Annotated in this window: 13 protein-coding genes; 7 read left to right on the top strand and 6 right to left on the bottom strand. The window is 70.2% G+C overall.

Annotated elements, in window-relative coordinates; translation table 11 throughout:
- Nucleotides 1–30: 30 nt before the first annotated feature.
- Nucleotides 31–453: a DUF7144 family membrane protein gene (locus tag ACP4E5_RS37680; protein WP_425836975.1), complete on the bottom strand. Its 423-nt coding sequence runs from the start codon at nucleotides 451–453 to the stop codon at nucleotides 31–33.
- Nucleotides 454–618: 165 nt separating this feature from the next.
- On the opposite strand from ACP4E5_RS37680, the gene ACP4E5_RS37675 reads away from it, so the two are divergent.
- Nucleotides 619–2052, top strand: coding sequence for an MFS transporter (locus ACP4E5_RS37675; RefSeq protein WP_425836972.1), 1434 nt, complete (start codon nucleotides 619–621; stop codon nucleotides 2050–2052).
- Here the strand turns inward: ACP4E5_RS37675 and ACP4E5_RS37670 are convergent.
- The 3 genes from ACP4E5_RS37670 to ACP4E5_RS37660 form a co-directional block, all read right to left on the bottom strand.
- Nucleotides 2040–2861, bottom strand: coding sequence for an RDD family protein (locus ACP4E5_RS37670; RefSeq protein ID WP_425836969.1), 822 nt, complete (start codon nucleotides 2859–2861; stop codon nucleotides 2040–2042). The genes ACP4E5_RS37675 and ACP4E5_RS37670 overlap by 13 nt on opposite strands.
- 491 nt (nucleotides 2862–3352) lie before the next feature.
- A complete protein-coding gene (locus ACP4E5_RS37665) occupies nucleotides 3353–4063 on the bottom strand; it encodes a hypothetical protein (RefSeq protein WP_425836966.1) in 711 nt (236 codons plus the stop codon).
- 101 nt (nucleotides 4064–4164) lie between these two features.
- Nucleotides 4165–4500 carry an STAS domain-containing protein gene (locus tag ACP4E5_RS37660; protein ID WP_425836963.1) on the bottom strand — a complete coding sequence of 112 codons (336 nt, stop codon included), beginning with the start codon at nucleotides 4498–4500 and terminating at the stop codon, nucleotides 4165–4167.
- Nucleotides 4501–4720: 220 nt separating this feature from the next.
- On the opposite strand from ACP4E5_RS37660, the gene ACP4E5_RS37655 reads away from it, so the two are divergent.
- Complete coding sequence (locus ACP4E5_RS37655; RefSeq protein ID WP_425836960.1) at nucleotides 4721–6967, top strand: penicillin acylase family protein; 2247 nt, start codon at nucleotides 4721–4723, stop codon at nucleotides 6965–6967.
- A 52-nt stretch (nucleotides 6968–7019) separates the two neighbouring features.
- On the opposite strand, the gene ACP4E5_RS37650 is transcribed toward ACP4E5_RS37655, so the two are convergent.
- A complete protein-coding gene (locus tag ACP4E5_RS37650) occupies nucleotides 7020–9050 on the bottom strand; it encodes a glycosyltransferase family 2 protein (protein ID WP_425836957.1) in 2031 nt (676 codons plus the stop codon).
- Entirely contained in the window at nucleotides 9047–10429 is a 1383-nt protein-coding gene (locus ACP4E5_RS37645; protein ID WP_425836954.1) for a GDSL-type esterase/lipase family protein, read from the bottom strand. Before ACP4E5_RS37645 ends, ACP4E5_RS37650 begins: the two co-directional genes overlap by 4 nt.
- 202 nt (nucleotides 10430–10631) lie before the next feature.
- Here ACP4E5_RS37645 and ACP4E5_RS37640 point away from each other — a divergent pair, with 202 nt between their 5' ends.
- From ACP4E5_RS37640 to ACP4E5_RS37620, 5 genes are read left to right on the top strand one after another with little or no spacing between them, the layout of a single operon-like run.
- Nucleotides 10632–11267 carry a GDSL-type esterase/lipase family protein gene (locus ACP4E5_RS37640; RefSeq protein ID WP_425836951.1) on the top strand — a complete coding sequence of 212 codons (636 nt, stop codon included), beginning with the start codon at nucleotides 10632–10634 and terminating at the stop codon, nucleotides 11265–11267.
- Complete coding sequence (locus tag ACP4E5_RS37635) at nucleotides 11264–12040, top strand: Ig-like domain-containing protein (RefSeq protein WP_425836948.1); 777 nt, start codon at nucleotides 11264–11266, stop codon at nucleotides 12038–12040. Before ACP4E5_RS37640 ends, ACP4E5_RS37635 begins: the two co-directional genes overlap by 4 nt.
- A gap of 18 nt (nucleotides 12041–12058) precedes the next feature.
- Nucleotides 12059–13675 (top strand): glycosyltransferase family 2 protein, encoded by a 1617-nt coding sequence (locus tag ACP4E5_RS37630; RefSeq protein WP_425836945.1) that lies wholly within the window; start codon nucleotides 12059–12061, stop codon nucleotides 13673–13675.
- Nucleotides 13672–15894, top strand: coding sequence for a hypothetical protein (locus ACP4E5_RS37625; RefSeq protein ID WP_425836942.1), 2223 nt, complete (start codon nucleotides 13672–13674; stop codon nucleotides 15892–15894). Before ACP4E5_RS37630 ends, ACP4E5_RS37625 begins: the two co-directional genes overlap by 4 nt.
- Nucleotides 15887–17920, top strand: coding sequence for a glycosyltransferase family 2 protein (locus ACP4E5_RS37620; RefSeq protein WP_425836939.1), 2034 nt, complete (start codon nucleotides 15887–15889; stop codon nucleotides 17918–17920). The genes ACP4E5_RS37625 and ACP4E5_RS37620 overlap by 8 nt, the downstream gene beginning before the upstream one ends.
- The last annotated feature ends 87 nt before the right edge of the window (nucleotides 17921–18007 follow it).

Genomic DNA, 18007 nt, shown 5'->3' with positions numbered 1-18007 from the left:
CTCGGTCCTGGTCCGCCGCGGGTCGGCCGGTCACCTCAGCGTGTCCGTCTTCACCACACAAAGGCCCCAGATCACCAGCATGTTCATCGCGATCAGCGTCAGGGACCAGAAGGGGTAGTAGGGGATGGAGAGGAAGTTGCCGATCATGATCAGGACGGCGAGGACCACGCCGAGCACCCTGGCCCACTTCATCGCGACGAACAGGCCGAAGCTGACGATCACGGCGACCGCGCCGAGGATCAAGTGGATCCAGCCCCAGGACGTGAGGTCGAACTGGAAGGTGTAGTCGCGCGTCTTGAGAAAGACGTCGTCCTTCAGAACCGCCATCAGACCGCGGCAGAAGTCCATGGACCCCGCGATGAAGAGCATCACCGCGGCGAAGATGGTCAGCCCGCCGGCGGCCGCTTCCCGCGCGCTGCCCATGCCGTGCTGAGAAGTGGTCGAGGTGGCCATCACAGGACCCCCAAGGGTTGAGGAGAGTGCCGATTGCACCTCTGTGCCGCCGAGTGTCACGGTCCGGCGCGGCCCGGTCGTCACCCTCCGGGGGTGACGACCGCGCGGGGCCCCGCCCGGAGGCTGTCGGGAGTCCGGGCCGCGAGCTGAAGCGAGGCGATGAGCGTGGCAAGCACTCCCGAGGCGGCCGACGGCCGAAGGCCGCCAGGACCCGAAGGCAAGCCCGGCCCGGACCGCGGCCGGCAGCGCCGCGTCCTCGCGCCGCTCGCGCTCGCCCAGTTCATCTGCAGCTTCGCGGGCTCCAACATGAACGTGATGATCCAGGACATCAGCGATGACCTGGACACCACCGTGCAGGGCGTGCAGATCGCGATCACGATCTTCCTGCTGGTCATGGCGGCGCTGATGATCCCCGGCGGAATCCTCGCCGACCGCTACGGTCGCAAGCGCTGCCTCGTCCTCGGCCTCGTGATCTACGGAGTCGGGGCCCTGCTCAGCGCGGCGGCGCCCGGCCTTGGCGTGCTGATCCTGGGCAACTCGATCCTGGAGGGCGTCGGCACCGCGCTCCTCATCCCCCCGGTGTACATCCTCACCACCCTCCTCTTCACGGACATGGCCGGCCGGGCGAAGGCGTTCGGCGCGATCATGGCGATGGGCGGCATCGGCGCCGCCACGGGGCCGCTCCTCGGCGGGCTGATCACGTCGGCGATCAGCTGGCGGGCGGCCTTCGTGTTCCAGGCGGCGGTGGTTGCGGTGATCATCGTGCTGAGCCGGGGCCTCCACGACCCGCTTCCCGCGGACCGCACACGCGACTTCGACACGGTGGGCGCGATCCTGTCGGCGGCCGGACTCGTCCTCGTGGTCCTCGGGATCCTCGCGGCGGACGACAACGTGTGGCTCATGGGCGGGCTGCTCCTGGTCGGCGCCCTGGTCCTGACGGCGTTCTTCCGCTGGATCCGCAGGCGGGAACGGACCGGGGCCCAACCCCTGCTCCCCACCGCGCTGTTCCACAACCGGACGTCGAACCTCGGCCTGATCACGCAGCACGCCCAGTGGCTGATGCTCATGGGTGTGTCGTTCGTGGTCGCCGCGTATCTCCAGGTCGTCCGCGGCTACGACGCCATCGGCACCGGCGTCATCTTCACCGCGTCGACCGTGGGCCTGCTCATCAGCTCGCTCGGCGCGGAGCGGTTCGCCAAGCGCCGCGAACAACGCTCCCTCATCATGGCCGGCTTCACGGTCACGGTGTGCGGCATCGGCGCCCTCCTGGTCGTGGCCCACGCCTCGTCGAAGGCCTGGGCGTCCACGCCCGGCCTGCTGCTGATCGGCCTGGGCCTCGGCCTCATGCTCACACCTTCGGTCAACGTGGTGCAGTCCAGCTTCTCCGAGGACCTTCAGGGCGAGATCTCCGGGCTGTCCCGCAGCGTGTCCAACCTGGGCTCGTCCGTGGGCACGGCGATCGCCGGCACGATCCTCGTCGCGGACCCGGCCGTCGGCCCCTACGCCGTCGCGCTGGTGGTCCTCGCGGCGATCGGACTCGCCGGCCTCTGGGCAGCGGCCCGCCTCCCCCGCACACCGCCGCCGAATCACCCGTCATAACCCCGGTCGTACGTCACCACACTGCGCACCACGAGATCCGGCAACGCCGCGCGCCGCCTGCTGAACGGTATCCAGAGCAACCCCAGCGGAAAGCTCACCGACACCGCGGCCCGCACGAGGGCCCGCACCGTCCGCAGCCGCCGCCCCGCCCGGTCCGTCACACTCACCCCCATCAACCGCCCCCCAGGCGTGGCCCCGACCACCGCCCACGACCCACCGAGATAACAGACCGCCAACACCCACCCAATGGGCCCAGCAAGCCAGTTGGTCACATCCGGCATCTGAAACGGCGGCCCAACCACGACCACCCGCGCACACCCAGCCCCAACCTCAACACTCAACCCCACCACCGCGAGCACAACCGCATCAACCAGAGCCCCAACCCCCCGCGAAACAATCCCGGCGGCGGGGTCTCCGCCGCCGCCCGTGTCCAGGGGGCCCACCGGCACGGCTTCCGGGACTGCGGCGGACTCCGGCTCGCCGGCGGGCCCCTTGCCGGACGCGGCTGCGGGGAACGCGCGGCCGGAATCCCAGACAGCGGCGGGGTCCTGCCCGCCGACGGGCCCCTTGCCAGGCACGGCCTCGGAGACGAGCTGTCCGGAGTCCCGGAACACGGCGGGGTCCTGCCCTCCGGCGGGTCCCTTGCCGGCTGCGGCCGCGGGGACCTCCCGTGCGAAACCCCGGAACACGGCAGAGCCCTGCCCACCGACGGAGCCACTACCGGACACGGTCGCGGGCAACACGCGGCCGGAGTCCCGGAACACGGCGAGGTCCTCCCCGCCGTCCGCCCCATTGCCGACCGCGGTCACGGGGACCACCCGTCCGGAGTCCCGGAACGCGGCAGGGTCCTGCCCTCCGACAGGGCCACTGCCGGACGCGGCCATGGGCAACGCCCGCCCGGAGCCCCGGAACACCGAGGAGTCCTGCCCATAAACCCGTCCGCTGCCCGACGCCCGTCCTGGGCCCCCGCACACCGCAGCATCTTGCCCGCCAGAGGGCCCGCCATCCGCCGCAGTCACAGGCAACGCCGACCTGGAGTCCCGGCACACCTCAGAGTCCGGCCAGCGAGCGGACCCGCTGTCCGCCGCCGTCACGGGCAACGCCCGACCGGAATCCCAGCCCCCCGCACCATCCTGCCCACCCGCAGACCCACTGTCCGACGCCCGCCCCGAGTCCCGGCATGCCGCAGAACGCCACCCGCCAGCAGACCCACCACCCGACGCAGCCACAGGCCACGCCCGCCCGGAATCCCGGCCCACCCCACCACCCAGCCCCCAAACAGGCCCACCCCCCGCCGCGCTCACGGGGAACGCTCGTCCGAAGGGCCGGTGCGGCGCAGTATCTTGTCGGCGAATCGGTTGACGTTGCGGTCTCCGTGCCGGCCGAGCACACGTACCGAGTCGACCGCCTCCACGGTGAGTCCTCCCCCGGTGTCCCGCACGATCCGCCCGAGGTCGATCTCCCGCAGTACCCCACGGGTGATCCCCACCAGGTCGAAGCGCGCGAGCACGGCGTCGACGTCGAGCCGCGCGGCTATGCGGTCGACATCCACGCGGGCGACGACGCCGTCCACGTCCACACGCGCGACGATCCGGTCCACATCGACGAGCGCCGCGATCCGGTCGACATCCACGCGCCCCGCGACCCGGTCCACATCCACCCGGTCCGCCACACCGTCCACATCCACCCGGCGGGCGACCCGGTCCACGTCGACCCGGTCGGCGATGTCGTTGACGTCCACGCGCTCGACGACCGCCGCCACATCGACCCGCGCCGCGATCCCGTCCACGTCCACGCGCGCCACGACACGTCCGACGTCCACCCGGTCGGCGATCCGGTTCACGTCCACGCGGTCGACCAGCTCGTCCAGGTCGAGGCAGTCGAGCACCGCCCCGACCGACCGCCGGACGACCGCCCGCGGCACCTTCCCCAGCACACCGAGCACACCGGCCACACCCCGCGCCACCTGGCCCGCCACCGCCACCGCGCCGTCCGTACTCACCTCGACCATGCCGCGACCGAAGCAGGCCACGGCACGCCCGGCATCCTCCGCGACGGGTGAGTGACACACACGTACGGGTCCGCACCCCAGGGACGTAGCGCCAAATACCCTCACCCCGGTGGCAGTTCGGGCACACGATGAAGCTCCCCGGCGAAACCGAACGCCACACCTCGCTGCGCGGCCAGCAGACGGGCGAGCCGCAACACACTGAGGCCGCTGACCCCCAGGTCACGCACATGCCGCAGGTCGACCACGACACCCGCGCCACCCGGCCGGATGGCCCCGTGCAGCACCTGCCCTATACGGGCCTCGGCGGCGGGGCCGATCGCCTCGCGCACCTCGATCACCAGACAGCCCGCAACGCACCGCATCACCACCGGTGCGACATCGGAACGGTGCGTCACGACCTTCGGCCTGCGAGCGACGAGCGGAACATTCCATGCCATGAATAAGTCCCCCCGAGTGCGCCGGACTTGGGAGAACAGCATCGTCACGCCGTACGGAAGCGGCATCGCTCCGCAGGGGTGAGCGGGGGGCGACGGGATCGACAACGACGGGTCCCGTCCGCACTGTTGATCATCGCCCGTGAGGTTCTTAGTCTCGACCCCGTCGCCCCATGGACTCGTTCCCACACCCCGCACGGCCCTGACGAAGGTGGAACACCGCATGAGTCACACAGATCAGGCACCGCACAACGGCCCGACCCGCCGCCGAGTGATCGGCACCGCGGCCACCCTGGCCGTCGCCGCGACAACGTTGCCCACCGGCACCGCGTCCGCCACCCCGCACCCCTCCTCCACCGCCGACCTCGCCCGCTGGAAGAGACAAGCGGCCCGGGTGACGATCACCCGCGACGACTGGGGCATCCCGCACGTGGTGGGCGACACGGACGCCGACGCGGTGTTCGGGATGATGTACACGCAGGCCGAGGACGACTTCAACCGCATCGAACGCAACTACCTGGTCAGCCTCGGCCGCCTCGCCGAATCCGAGGGCAAGAGCGCCCTCTGGCAGGACCTCCGCCAACGCCTCTTCATAGACCCGGAAGCCCTGAAGAAGCAGTACGCGAAGTGCCCGTCCTGGCTCCGCGCCCTCATGCGCGGCTGGGCCGACGGCCTCAACTACTACTTGGCCACCCACCCCGACGTACACCCCCGCGTACTCACCCGCTTCGAGCCGTGGATGCCCCTCAGCTTCTCCGAGGGCAGCATCGGAGGCGACATCGAATCGGTGGCTCTGAGCCAACTGGAGGCGTTCTACGCGCAACGCGAGGTCCCTCTGACCGACGAGGAACGCGGCCTCAAGTTCCGCGAACCCTCCGGCTCCAACGGCATGTCCATCGCCCCGAGCAACACCCGCGACGGCAACGCCCTCCTCCTCATCAACCCCCACACGAGCTTCTTCTTCCGCGCGGAACAGCACGTGACGAGCAAGCAGGGCCTCGACGTCTACGGCGCCGCGACCTGGGGCCAGTTCTTCATCTACCAGGGCTTCAACGAGAACACCGGCTGGATGCACACATCGAGCGGCGTCGACAACATCGACGAGTTCGCGGAGACGGTCGACCGCGCGTCGGACGGCACGTACACCTACCGCTACGGCAAAGACCACCGCCCGGTCACGACCCACGACATCACCCTGGCCTGCCGCACGGAGAACGGCGACACCGAGCACCACACGTTCACCACCTACGCGACCCATCACGGCCCGATCGTCCGCGAGGCGGACGGCAAGTGGATCGCGTGTGCGCTGATGAACAAGCCGGTGGAGGCCCTGAAGCAGAGCTACTTGCGCACGACGACCCGCGACTACGCCGAGTACATGAAGGTGGCGGAGCTGAAGGCCAACAGCTCCAACAACACCCTCTTCGCGGACTCGAAGGGCGAGATCGCCTTCCTGATGCCGCAGTTCATGCCGATCCGCGACGACCGCTTCGACTACATGAAGCCGGTCGACGGCAGCGACCCGGCCACCGACTGGCACGGCCTGCACACCTTGGCCAGCATGCCGCAGGCGGTGAACCCGAAGAGCGGCTGGGCGTTCAACAGCAACAACTGGCCCTGGACGGCGGCCGGCGCGGACAGCCCGCACGCGTCCGACTACCCCCGCTACTTCGACAAGGCAGGCGAGAACCCCCGCGGCCCACACGCGATCCGCGTCCTCACCTCCAGCACCCGCTTCACCCCGCACACCCTCATCGAGGGCGCCTTCGACCCGTACCTCACCGCCTTCGCCCGCCTCCTCCCCGGCCTGGCGAAGGCCTGGGACCAACTCCCCTCCTCCAACGCCCAGAAGAAGAAACTCGCCGCTCCCACCGACCTCCTCCGCACCTGGGACCACCACTGGTCGGGCAAGTCGACGGCAACGTCCCTGGCGGTCTTCTGGGGCGAAGCACTCTGGGCCCTGGTCTCAGCGGCAGCGGCCACCGCCGGCCTCTCGGTCTGGGACTACATGGCCGACCGCGCCACGGACACCCAACGCCTGGACGCCCTCGAATCCGCGGTCGACCGCCTCACCCAGGACTTCGGCGACTGGCAGGTCCCGTGGTCGCAGATCAACCGCTACCAGCGCAACGACGGCGCCATCACCCAGACCTTCGACGACACCAAGCCCAGCTACCCGATCCCCTTCACCTCCGCCCAATGGGGCTCCCTCGCCTCCTTCGGCGCGAAGCGCTACCCCGGCACGAAGCGCTACTACGGCACGAGCGGCAACAGCTTCGTCGCCGTCGTCGAATTCGGCCCGAAGCTGCGGGCGTGGGCCGTGACCGCGGGCGGCGCGAGCGGTCACCCGTCCTCCCCCCACTTCGGCGACCAGGTCAAGCGCTACGCGAGCGGCGACCTGCGGCCGGTGTACTTCTACCCGGAGGAGCTGGAGGGGCATGTGGAGCGGAGGTATCGGCCGGGGATGTGAGGTGACACCAGCGGGGCGCGCGGCAGTTGAGCGCTCCTCCTTGGCCGGCCGGCTACTTCTCCGGACCGAAGTACTTCCCCGCGCCGTCAATGGCCGCGAACCCCTTGCCCGTCAGGTACGGCGTCACGTAGCGCGTGACGCCGTTCACCGGATCGGAACCGGACCACGTCCTGCCGCGCTCGGGCCCGTGAGAGTCCCGGCGTTCGCTGTGCAGCCGGAGGGTGCGCGGCGCCAGTCCGTCAGCCTCGAAGACGACCCGGAGATCCCAGACGTCGGGGGCCTTCGCCGAGTCGTCCGCCAAGCGGCGCGGGGCGATCACGGCGTCGAACGTGGCGTGTTCGCCGTCCTCGCCCGTCCGGTGGGCGGGCACGGTCAGCTCCGCCCCATGGATGCGGCCCAGCAGAGAGAGCGAGGCCCGGGCACCTTCGACACGGACGCCTCCGGCCGCGGAGACGACGAAGGTGTACAACTCGTCGTCCCCCTGCGGTCGTTGCACCGTGAGGACGGCTTCGAGCGGGGCGCCCTCCCCGCCGATGTCGAGGACTCCGTGGCCGCCCCTTGTCCGCAGAGCGCGCCAGTACCGCCCGCCGTGCGGAGTGTGCCGGTGGGTCGGCATGGGCCAGGCGGCGTCCGCGGGTGCGGTCAGCGGGACGTCACGGACGAGACCGCCCCCGCGCACCCGGGCCCACAACCCCCATACTCCGTCGCCCGGTTCGGACAGCGCGACCTGCGCGCTCCACGAGGCGTCCGGTCCTTCCGTGTTCGTGTTCGTGGTCAGAGCGCGAGAGGTACCGTCCACGCGGTGCCGCAGCAGGATCTCGACGTCGGGCGCCGGGTCGTGGCCGGGCAGCCGCAGCTCGGCATGCCCGGTGAGGCGGAGGGTGCCGTCGTCCTCGGTGAGGGTGGCGACGGTGGCGCGGGCCGGGACGGTGTCGGTGACGTCGTAGAAGTCGTCGCTGATGCGGTCCTCGGGGTCGTCGTGGAACCGGAAGAAGGGCCACATCCGGTAGGCGCGGCCGCCCTCGATGAGCAGCTCGGCCTCCGCTCGATGGGGGTGGAACCAGCCGAGGAACATCAGCTCGTCGAGCTTGCCGCTGGTCAAGCAGTGCACCATGAGTCGCTCGTAGGGGCCGATCTCGGGGGCGAAGTCGTCGCTCCAGTAGCGGTCGAAGAGATCCAGCGTGGAGGCGAGGGTCTCGGCGATGTAGGCCTCGTCGTAACGGGGGCCGGTGCCGGGGTCGAAGCGGGAGGGGACGATCACCGGCAGCAAGGTCTTCCCCAGGATGTTCCTGAAGTGCCGGCCGAGCAGCGTGCGCCGCCCCCGCGGATCGCTCACGCGCTCGTCCACCATGCTCAGCAGCCGTTCGAACATGGCGACCCGCTCATGAGCGGCCTTGGGGCGCCCGCTCAGGTTCTGGCCGTCGTCGCGGGCGCGCGCGTAGTAGCAGGTGTAGTCGCCTACGACGGAGATCGTCCGGGCCGACAGGAACGCCTCGGTCACGAAGACCTGGTCCTCGCCGAGCCACAGGTCCGTGTCGAACCGGATGTGGTGGTCGTCCAGGAGGCTGCGCCGATAGAGCTTCGTCGGCCCGAGCGAGCGGTACACCTGGCTGGTGTACAGGTCGGCGCGCGGAGCGTGCCGGAAGGCCGCTTCCGCCATGCGCCGACCGCCGACACCGGCCATCTTGCCGACCACGACGTCGCTCTCCTGCTCGTCGGCCATGGCCACCATGCGGGCGAGCGCCTCGTCACCCAGGTAGTCGTCGGCGTCCATGAGGAACACGTACCGGCCGCGGGCCCGGTCGATGCCCTGGTTGCGGGGAACGCTGGGCCCACCGGAGTTCTCCTCGCGTGCCACGACGCGGACTTGAGGGTGGCGGTCGGCGTAGCGCCGCAGTTCCTGGAGGCTCGCGTCGGTCGACTTGTCCTCGACGGCGACGATCTCCATCTGCTCGATCCCGAGTGTCTGGCCGACCAGGGAGTCGAGGCACTCGGTCAGATACGGCATGGCGTTGTACACGGCCACCACGACCGACACGGTCGGAGGCGTGGACGTGTCGGCGGAGGCTCGGGGTTCGGTCACGAGGGCGCCTGTCCGTTGAGTGGCCCGGTCGGCCGGGCGGGCTGGGGCCGCAGTGCGGCTGGGCCCGGATCGTGGACGCTCACGGTGTGCGCAGTCGCCGGTGAGACGAGCGGGCCGAACACGGCGACGACATTCAGGTGGTGCTCCCCGGCATGCCACGGCTCCTCACCGAGGAAGGACCAGGAGCCGTCGGCGTGCACCGGGGTCCGACCGATCCGTCGTTCGCCGTCGAACAGGACGACGGCCGACGCGTGCGGCGCCCGGCCCCGGATGAAGGGGTGGCCGCCCGACAGCCGGCCGGGCCGGGGCATCGTGACCCGGGGGGCTTCCAGAGCGTCGACGACGTGCACGGGGTGGTCGACCGGTGCGGTGAGGGCCCCGTCGGCGCCCTGCCCCACGAGGGTGAGGACGTGCTCGCCAGGGGGCCAGTACGTGGTGCGCCGCCATATCCATTGGCCTTTGGGGCCGATCCGGGTCGCACCGACGCGGGAGCCGTCGAGGTAGAAGCCGATACGCGTGAGGGCGCGGTCGGCGACTCCGGCGAACTTCTGGGCCGGGACGATGTGCCGTCCGGCGCACGGTCCGCGGACCTTGATGCGCCCTGGTGCGGTTCCTGTGAGATCCGCGTGGAGGGGAAAGGCGTCCGCGGTCCTCCTGGGGTGGGCGGGAAGCTCGGGGGCGTCGGGCGGCACGGCACGGAGCGCGTCCTCCGACAGCACCTCCAGCCGTACGAGCTCCGCGGCGACGCGCTGAGCCACCCGCCATGCCCCGGCCCGGTTCAGGTGCAGTGAGTCGATCTTGCCGGCCGGCAGTACGGGGTGCACTCCCGCGTCGTACCAGCGGAAATGGCGGCGCGTCTCCTCGGGGCCGAGCTCCTGCCACAGCTGCGTGGTCAGCCGGTGGAGGTCGAGCAACGGGGCTCCGGACTCCACGGCCGCGGCCCGGGCGTGCTCGGAATATCCGCGAGCGGAGTCCGCCACGGTGCCGTCCTCGGTGAAGTCGGCGGGGCAGAGCGGTGTGACGACCACGGGGACGCCACCGCGTTCCGTGACCACGGTGGCGAACCGGCGAAGGTTGTCGCGGTACTCCCGCGGCGGCACGTACCAGTCGTCACGGCCGAGCTGCTGATCGGTGTGACCGAAAGCGATGAGGCAGAGGTCCCCGGGCCGCATCAGGTTGACGAGGGTCGCGGCACGTTGACGGAGGAAGGTCGAGCTGTTGTGCCCCTCCTGCGCGTAGTTGAACAGGGGCGGCTCGGGTGCGACGAAGCGCGGCAGGTGCTGGGGCCATCCCGAGAGGGGTTCGCTGTCCTTCGCGCGCTGCTGGGTCACGGAGTCACCGGCCACGAAAAGAGCTGGCACTCCCCGGGTGTCCGTCATGCATTCCACTCTCCATGGTCCTCGCGGCGCCCGCCACAGAAGGCCGTGGGCGCAGCTGGGCTCCGGGACATCGCCGGTGGCGCCTCACCTGTTCGGCGGACAGCGGCCGGGGCCCGCCCTTACCGGAATCGGGTCCCGTTGGCGGGCCGTCCGGACGTGTGTTGATCTGATGGCTGGAGCGGAATCCCGAACGGAGGCCGGTATGCAGGAGCGTTGGAACTCCGCCCCTGCCGTCTACATCCTCGGAGACTCCGTCGCCAAAATGGTGGCCCCGAAACGCCGCGACCGCGCCGGCTGGGGCGAGGAGCTGGAGCGGCTGTTCACCGACGAGGTGCGGGTCTACAACTTCAGCAAGAAGGACTGGTCGATTCTTCGCGCGGCGGAGATATTTCTGCCCTCCGTGCTGAACACCCTGCGCGGCGGCGACATCGTCCTCATCGCGTACGGCCACGTCGACCAGCAGCTCCATCGCCAGGACCGCTACGTGGCCCCGGCCGACTTCTGTTACGTACTGGCCCGGATGGCGCGGCAGGTCCGTGACCGGGGCGGGGTTCCGGTGTTCGTCACGCAGGCGACCCGCGCCGGGTTCTACGAGGACGGCACCGTCATCGACGCCACCGGCGGCTACGCCGACCTCGTGCGGGAGACCGCCACCGCGCACCAGGTACCCGTCCTTGACCTCAACGAGCTCACCGCCCGTCTCTTTCGTTCGATCGGCCCCGTGAGACACGCCTGTACTTCAACTGGTTCGCCGCCGGTGAGCTGCCGGGGCTGCCGGAGGGCCAGATCGACACCAGTAACTTCAACCGGCCCGGCTGCGCCCGCGTCGCCGCGATGATGGCCGAGGAGCTGAGGGCGCAGGGCATCCTCGATGCCCGGTGGTTCCAGTCCCCCGCCCCCACCCCGCCTCCGCTGCCGGGCCGCCCCGAGTGGGACACCCCGAAGATCCGGGCCGAGCTGGCCCGGCGGGCGGGTCTGCCCGAGCTCCCGGTCGAGGTGTCCTTCCAGGAGCCCGCGCCCGGAGACGTCGTCCTGCCACGCCGGATCTTCCGCGGCACCGCGGGCAAGGGGGTGCGGCACATCGTCTTCTTCAGCGACGGACGCCCGGTGGGCGAGACGACCGTCGGGCCGAAGAGCACCTGGCTGTGGCGCCTCGCCCACTACTGGCCACCCGGTCAGCACACGCTCACGGCGATCGGCCTGACCGACAAGGCGGCCACGCCCCCGGTCGAACTCCCGCTGCGGGTGATCGCCTCCCTGGACGCGCCCACGGTGACCCACCCGCTGCCGGACCGAACCGTACCCGGCACCCCCGTCATCGCAGGCGTGGCCAGAAACGCCCCGCTGGTCGTGGTGCTCCACCACGGCCGCCGGATCGGGGAGGCCCGGGTCGACGAGGGTGGCCGCTGGACGTTCACCCCACCCGACCCCTGGCCCGCCGGCCGTCATGTGGTCCGGGTGGTCGCCTGTCACGGCATGGTCATCTCGCCGCCCGCCGACTGGGAGTTGGAGGTCGTGGACGCCGTCGCGCCGCCCGCGGAGCTGCCGGGCGCGGACACCCTCCCCGTCGAGTTCCGGGAGTGGCGGCCCACTCTCCGGGGCGACCGGTAACGGGAAGGAAGGTCCACGATGCACACCGAGATCGGGTCCTGCGGCCGACGCCCGGCGGATGTCAGCGTCCTGCTTCCCGTCCGGGACGCCATGCCCGAGCTCAGCAGGTGCCTGAAGTCGCTGGGCCGGCAGACGCTGGCTCCCGAGCGCATGGAAGTCATCGTCATGGACGACGCGTCCACGGACGGGACGGCCGAGGAGGCGGACGCCTTCGCGGCCGGCGCGAGATGCCCGGTCGTGGTCGTCCGGCGGGAGGCGCCCGCCCCGACCCCCGGCATCGCGGGCAACCAAGCGCTGGACCGGGCCACCGGTCGGTACGTGCTGTTCGTCGGGAGCACGGACCAGCTCGCCGACGAGGCGCTGGAGCGCATGCTCGCGGCGGCGGACCGCGACAGCGGCGACGTCGTCGTGGGCAAGGTCGCGGGCGCCGGGCTGCGCGGGTTCGAGAAGCAGGCGTTCAAGGCGAAGCCGGGCGAGGAGGGCCCGCGCGCCCAGGCCCTGCGGCACCTCGGGGTCACGAAGCTCTTCCGCCGGGAACTGCTGACCCGCCACGAGATCCGTTTCGACGCCTCGCTGTGCAGCGGGGAGGACATCGTCTTCGTAGCGCAGGCCGTGTCCAGCGCCGCCCAGGTGTCCTTCGTGTCGGACTACGTCTGCTGCCGCCTCGGTCAGCCCCGCGCGCTGGAGGACGGGGTCGTACCGCGGGCGAGCGACTGCGCGGAGAGGTCGCTGCCCTTCTTCCGGGCCGCCGCGGCGGTCACGAAACGTGCCGGCACCCCGGCCGAGGCCGACCGGATGCTGTCCGTGCTGATCGGGCACCACATCGAGGAGATGCTCGCGGTCGTCGACGCCGCCGCCTCGTTCTGCGAGCGGCAGTGCGCGGTCCTGGAGATGCAGCGCATGCGCCAGGCGTACTGGAGCAACGGGGTCGGCAGGAGGGTGGGCCTCTATCCCGGCCTGTGCTCCTTCGCCGCCGACCGCGGCCTCTTCGACGAGGTGTCCTACCTGGCGGTCAACCGCCGCTTCTCCCACCGCGCGCGGACCGTGGTGGAGGGCAGCCGCGTCTACCGCGCCTTCCCGTTCTTCCGCGCCCACCGCGGTCCGGGGAACCCGCTGCCCGACCATGTCTTCGACGCCACCGACCGCCTCAGGGCCCGCGCCGAACTGCTCCAGGCGGTGCTGTCCGGCCCGAAGAAGGCGGTGCTCTCCGGTTTCGGCTACGTCGGGTCGCTGGACAGCTCCAAGTGCACGGTCACCCTGCACCTGCGCCGGCGCGGCGGCGAGGGGGCCGTGGTGCTCCCGGTGGACACCACCCCGACGCCGTTCCTGACGCACGAGCGCGGCGACGGTGCGCACGATTACGACGACGCCGGCTGGCGCACCGTACTGGACTTCGAACAGACCGACTGGTCCCGGAAGAAGCCGGGGCCCTGGGACTTCTGGGTCGTCGTGGCGGCGGACGGGATGGCCAAGGAGGCACGTCTGAAGGCTCCAACTGGGGCCGGGAAGGCCCTGGACAACGGCCTGTTCACGGGGAACGGCTCGACCCGGGTGCGGATCTACCGGACGCCGGGCGGCTACCTGGCCTGCGAGATCTCCACGGATACGGATCCCCACGACGGCGAGCCGCGATGACACTCTCCGGCGCGCGGTCCACACAGGAGGACGCCCCCGACCAGGACGGCCTGGGGACGGCGTCGCCGTCCCTGGGCGCCCGGCTGGGGCGCGCTCTGCGCATATCCGCCCGGTGGGTCGCGGCGAACGTCCTACTGCTGGCCCTGCTCGGCGCGTATGCCGCCATGGCCTACAGCGTCGCCACGCTGTCCAAATGGTTCTTCGCCATCGGCATCGTCGTCAGTTACAGCGTCGATCTCGCCCTGCCGTACATCAAGTCCAATGCACTGTCGCTGCTGCGCAAGAACCGCTTCGGCCTCACGATGCGTTTCCTGATCCGCCAGCTTCTGCTCATCGGGTTCTTCGGCGAGTTCCCGGGATTCCCCCGGCACGCCACCGCACTCGTGGCCTGCAGTTTCATCTATCTCTTCCTTTTCCTGGTGCTGTACGGGCTGCCGTTGGAGACCGCGAAACGGAAGCACCGGGCGATTCCCGTGACGGTGCGGACGCTGGATCTCAGCGAGTGCATTCCGCCGCCACTCCCCCGCAACCTCGTCTATCGCAGCTACGTCCGAAAAATTCTCTATCTCGATGTACTGATCTCCGCGGCTGCCACCGCGTCGATCGTCACCGATCAGGTCACCGTTCTGTACGGGGGCATCGGGGTCCTGCTGTTCATCTCCGCCGTCGCCATGACCGTGATGCTGCCGCAGGCGCTGCGAGCGCTTCAGGTGCCCGAGCGCGAGGAGTCCCTCGCCGCGCTCAATCGGGCCCTCGGATACGCCAGGCCCGAAGTGGTCGTGTACTTCAGTTTCGCCTCGGCGTCGAGCGATTTCATGTACCAGGTGAACATGTGGCTGCCGGTCCTGAAGAACACCGGCAGGAGCTGTCTCGTCGTGCTGCGCGAACGCCGCTCCATGGAACTCCTCGCCCCCACGGACATTCCCGCCATTTGCGTACCGAAGGCGGACGACCTGGGAGAGGTCCAGCTCCCTCATGCCCGGGTCGTGCTTTATCCAGGAAACGCTGGAAAGAACGTCCACATGCTGGGTCGTGCCGAAATGAAGCATGTCTTCGTCGGCCATGGCGACAGCGACAAACTCGCGTCCAGCAACCGGGTCAGCAAGACGTACGACGAGATCTGGGTGGCCGGTCAGGCGGGCCGGGAGCGATACCGGCGGCTGCGCGGATCCATACCCGACGAGGCCATCGTGGAGGTCGGCCTGCCCCAGCTCGACGAGGTCGAACCCGCGGCCCCCCTGGCCAGGGAGCACCCGGCCGTCCTGTACGCGCCGACGTGGGAGGGCTGGACACGGGAAGGGGACTACAGCTCGGTGCCGGAATTGGGCGTCCGCATCATCACCGAACTGCTCCGGCTCAATCCGGAGGGCCGCATCGTCTACCGCCCCCACCCGATGCTCGGCTACCGCTCGCCGGAAGCCGCCGCGGAACACCACAAGATCCTGGCGATCCTGGAAGAGGACAACAAACGGCGGCTCGCCGAGAACCCCGGTCTGGTGGCCGACGCGACCGTCCTCAAGGAAATGGCGGCTCTGGAAGAACGCATGGCGGAACTGCAGGACCGCAGCCGCGACTCCCCCGCCTACCACCTCACCGAACAGGAACGGGTGGTGCGCCAGGAATTCGCCATCGCCCGCTGGTACGAGCTCTTTCCGATGGTCAACAGCCCGCAGCTGCACTTCCACAGCACGGGACGGCTGCCGGGCCTGTTCGCCGTGTTCAATTCCGTGGACGGCATGATCAGCGACATTTCCAGTGTGGTGTCGGACTTCCTCGCCAGCGGAAAGCCCTACGCCCTGTCGAACCCCCGGGATCTGTCCGTCGCCGAGCTCACGGAACAGGTGTCCGTGGCGGGCGCCGCGTATCTCGTACCCGCGGGCGACGACCTGGCGGTGGGCGCCTTCCTGGAATCCGTACGGGCCGCGGGCGACGACCGGCTCGCGGAACGGCGCCGGGTGCTGCGGACCTTCGTCCTCGGCGGACCCGACGCCCAGAAGCGCTTCACGCACGCGGTGGACGATCTGTACGACCGGGGAATTCGGACGTTCCCCGCCGGAGAGGTCCCGGTGCCGACCGTCGCGACGCCCTTCAACCAGGAGGACACCGAGGACGTCGAGGGAGCCCTGGAGAGCCAGGGCACCCGGGACACCGAAGGCGTCGAGGAGACCCTCGACCTCACCCAGAGCGCGACGCGGGAAGGAGCTCACGGCGATGGTTGACATCAGCGTCATCGTTCCCGTGTACAACGCGGAGACCACCATCGAGCGGTGCCTCACCTCCGTGGTGCGCCAGAGCATCGGGGCGGACAGGATCGAACTCCTCGTCGTCGACGACGGGTCCATCGACGCCACCCCCGCGGAACTGAGCCGGCTCGCCGCGCAGCACCCCGTCATCACCGTGCTGACCATCGACCACCGGGGAAAACCCGCGGCCGCCCGCAACACCGGGATCGAACGCGCCCGCGGCCGGTTCCTGTACTTCCTCGACGCGGACGACTGGCTCGGCGAGGAGACGCTGGAACGGATGCTCACGCTCGCGGAACGCGGCGGCGCCGACATCGTCCTGGGGAAGATCGTGGGAGTGGGCGGGCGCAGACCCGCCACCTCGATGTTCCGCGAAACCGTGACCCGCGGGAACATCTTCGACACGCACGCCTACAGGAACCAAGTCGTCTTCAAGCTCTTCCGGCGGGACCTGATCGACCGGCTCGGACTCCGTTTCGACGAAGAGGCCGGTTACGGCGAGGACATCATCTTCGTGTCGGCCGCCTACCTGGCAGCCCCGGATTCCATCGCCATCGTGGCCGACTACGACTGCTACTACTGGACCCGCGCCCAGGGCGACCAGCAGGAACTGTCCCGTACGTACCAGGCGCCGGACCGCGTCACCAACATCGTCGAGCCCGTCCGGCGGATCCGGGCGGCCGACCTGGATCAGGCCCAGCGGGACGTCCTGGTGGCACGGCACATCAAGGACGTGGTCGGCTTCCTGCGCCGTTGGGTGGGGGTGCAGGGGGTCCCGGCCGCGGAGTCGGCGTTCGACCGGATCGCCGCGGAGCTGTCCCCCGTCCTCACCGATGGGGCGCTGTTGCAGTGCGACCCGTACGAGCGGCTCTCGGCCGTGCTCCTGACGAAACACCGCAGGGACCTCCTGGCCGAGCTCTACACCTCGGATCTCGTGTCCGACCGCGCCGCGCAGGTGACGTTCTCGTCGGCCGGGCGCTTCTACGCCGATCTGCCCCACCTGCGCGACCCCGACGCCGGCGTCCCCGACCTCGTCTACGACGTCACGGACTCGCTCGACGCCTCCGCCGCGCTGGAGTCCGCCTTCAAGGACGAGGAGGACTTCGCCCTCACCGGCCGGATGGAGGTGCCGGGACTCCCGGTGAAGGAGATGGAGTTCCACCTCATGCTGGCCCGGCGGGACGGCTCCGAGGAGGTCGAGCTGCCCGTCACCACACTCTCGTACGCCGCGTTCGACCTGCTGACCTGGCGCGCCCGCATCCCCGTGACCACCTGCGACGACGGGTCCATCCTGACGCCGGGGGTCTGGGACGTGTCTCTCGTCGGCCGGATCAGAGAGGCCACCGTCCGGGCCCGCCTGCACGGCGGCGACCTGGGCAGCCACCGGGTGCCGGCCCCCGCCTTCGAGGAGTACCTGCCCGGGTACGGCCTGTACGAGGCGGAGATGTACTCGACCTCCCGTGGCCACTACGTCGCCATCGGCGTGGCGGGCCGCCACCGGACACCGGCCAGGGCCTACCTGTCGGGGGTCACGTGGCACGACGACTCGGCGCAGCTCGTCGGGGGCGGCTGGAGCGGCCGGGACAGCACAATGCCGCTGACCGTGAGCCTGGTGCTCTCGCAGCGCGGAACGAGCCAGGAGATCGAACTCCCCACCACCCCCACCGACTTCCCGCCCCTCCTCGATCCCCCCGCCGCGCGCGCCCCGCAGAGCCCCGACGGAGGGGCCGCCTCGCCCGCGTCCGAGACTCCCTGGGCTCCGCCGGTACCCGACTGGGCCATCGGCTTCACGGCGACCTTCACCGCCGAGCTCCGGGAGGGCCTCGAGGGCACGTGGGACTGCTACCTGCGACTGCGGCGCGGCCGGGACCTGCGCGACATCCGCGTATCGGCCCCCACATATGCCACCTCCGCCGACCTGCAGCCCTTGACCCGCAAGGCCAAAGCGCTGCACTGCAGCCCGTACATCACGGGGAAGCGCAATGTCAGCCTCCGGCTGTGACGCGACCCTAAGTGTGACCTAATTGTCCCGTTTGACGGGTTGGTTGCGGTTGATGCAGCCTGACTACATTCGACGATCAAGTCTGGG

Source organism: Streptomyces fractus, from assembly GCF_049844455.1.
Lineage (GTDB): Bacteria > Actinomycetota > Actinomycetes > Streptomycetales > Streptomycetaceae > Streptomyces > Streptomyces fractus.
Note: the sequence above shows the minus strand (reverse complement) of the source record. Positions and strands in the feature narration are given on the sequence as shown.

What these genes read in the sequence shown, in the direction of transcription:
- ACP4E5_RS37635 (WP_425836948.1), top strand. Translation starts at nt 11,264, where the DNA reads ATGATGGCCGAGGAGCTGAGGGCGCAGGGCATCCTCGATGCCCGGTGG.
- ACP4E5_RS37680 (WP_425836975.1), bottom strand. Translation starts at nt 453, where the DNA reads ATGGCCACCTCGACCACTTCTCAGCACGGCATGGGCAGCGCGCGGGAA.
- ACP4E5_RS37620 (WP_425836939.1), top strand. Translation starts at nt 15,887, where the DNA reads ATGGTTGACATCAGCGTCATCGTTCCCGTGTACAACGCGGAGACCACC.
- ACP4E5_RS37665 (WP_425836966.1), bottom strand. Translation starts at nt 4,063, where the DNA reads ATGGTCGAGGTGAGTACGGACGGCGCGGTGGCGGTGGCGGGCCAGGTG.
- ACP4E5_RS37660 (WP_425836963.1), bottom strand. Translation starts at nt 4,500, where the DNA reads ATGGCATGGAATGTTCCGCTCGTCGCTCGCAGGCCGAAGGTCGTGACG.
- ACP4E5_RS37640 (WP_425836951.1), top strand. Translation starts at nt 10,632, where the DNA reads ATGCAGGAGCGTTGGAACTCCGCCCCTGCCGTCTACATCCTCGGAGAC.
- ACP4E5_RS37655 (WP_425836960.1), top strand. Translation starts at nt 4,721, where the DNA reads ATGAGTCACACAGATCAGGCACCGCACAACGGCCCGACCCGCCGCCGA.
- ACP4E5_RS37645 (WP_425836954.1), bottom strand. Translation starts at nt 10,429, where the DNA reads ATGACGGACACCCGGGGAGTGCCAGCTCTTTTCGTGGCCGGTGACTCC.
- ACP4E5_RS37625 (WP_425836942.1), top strand. Translation starts at nt 13,672, where the DNA reads ATGACACTCTCCGGCGCGCGGTCCACACAGGAGGACGCCCCCGACCAG.
- ACP4E5_RS37630 (WP_425836945.1), top strand. Translation starts at nt 12,059, where the DNA reads ATGCACACCGAGATCGGGTCCTGCGGCCGACGCCCGGCGGATGTCAGC.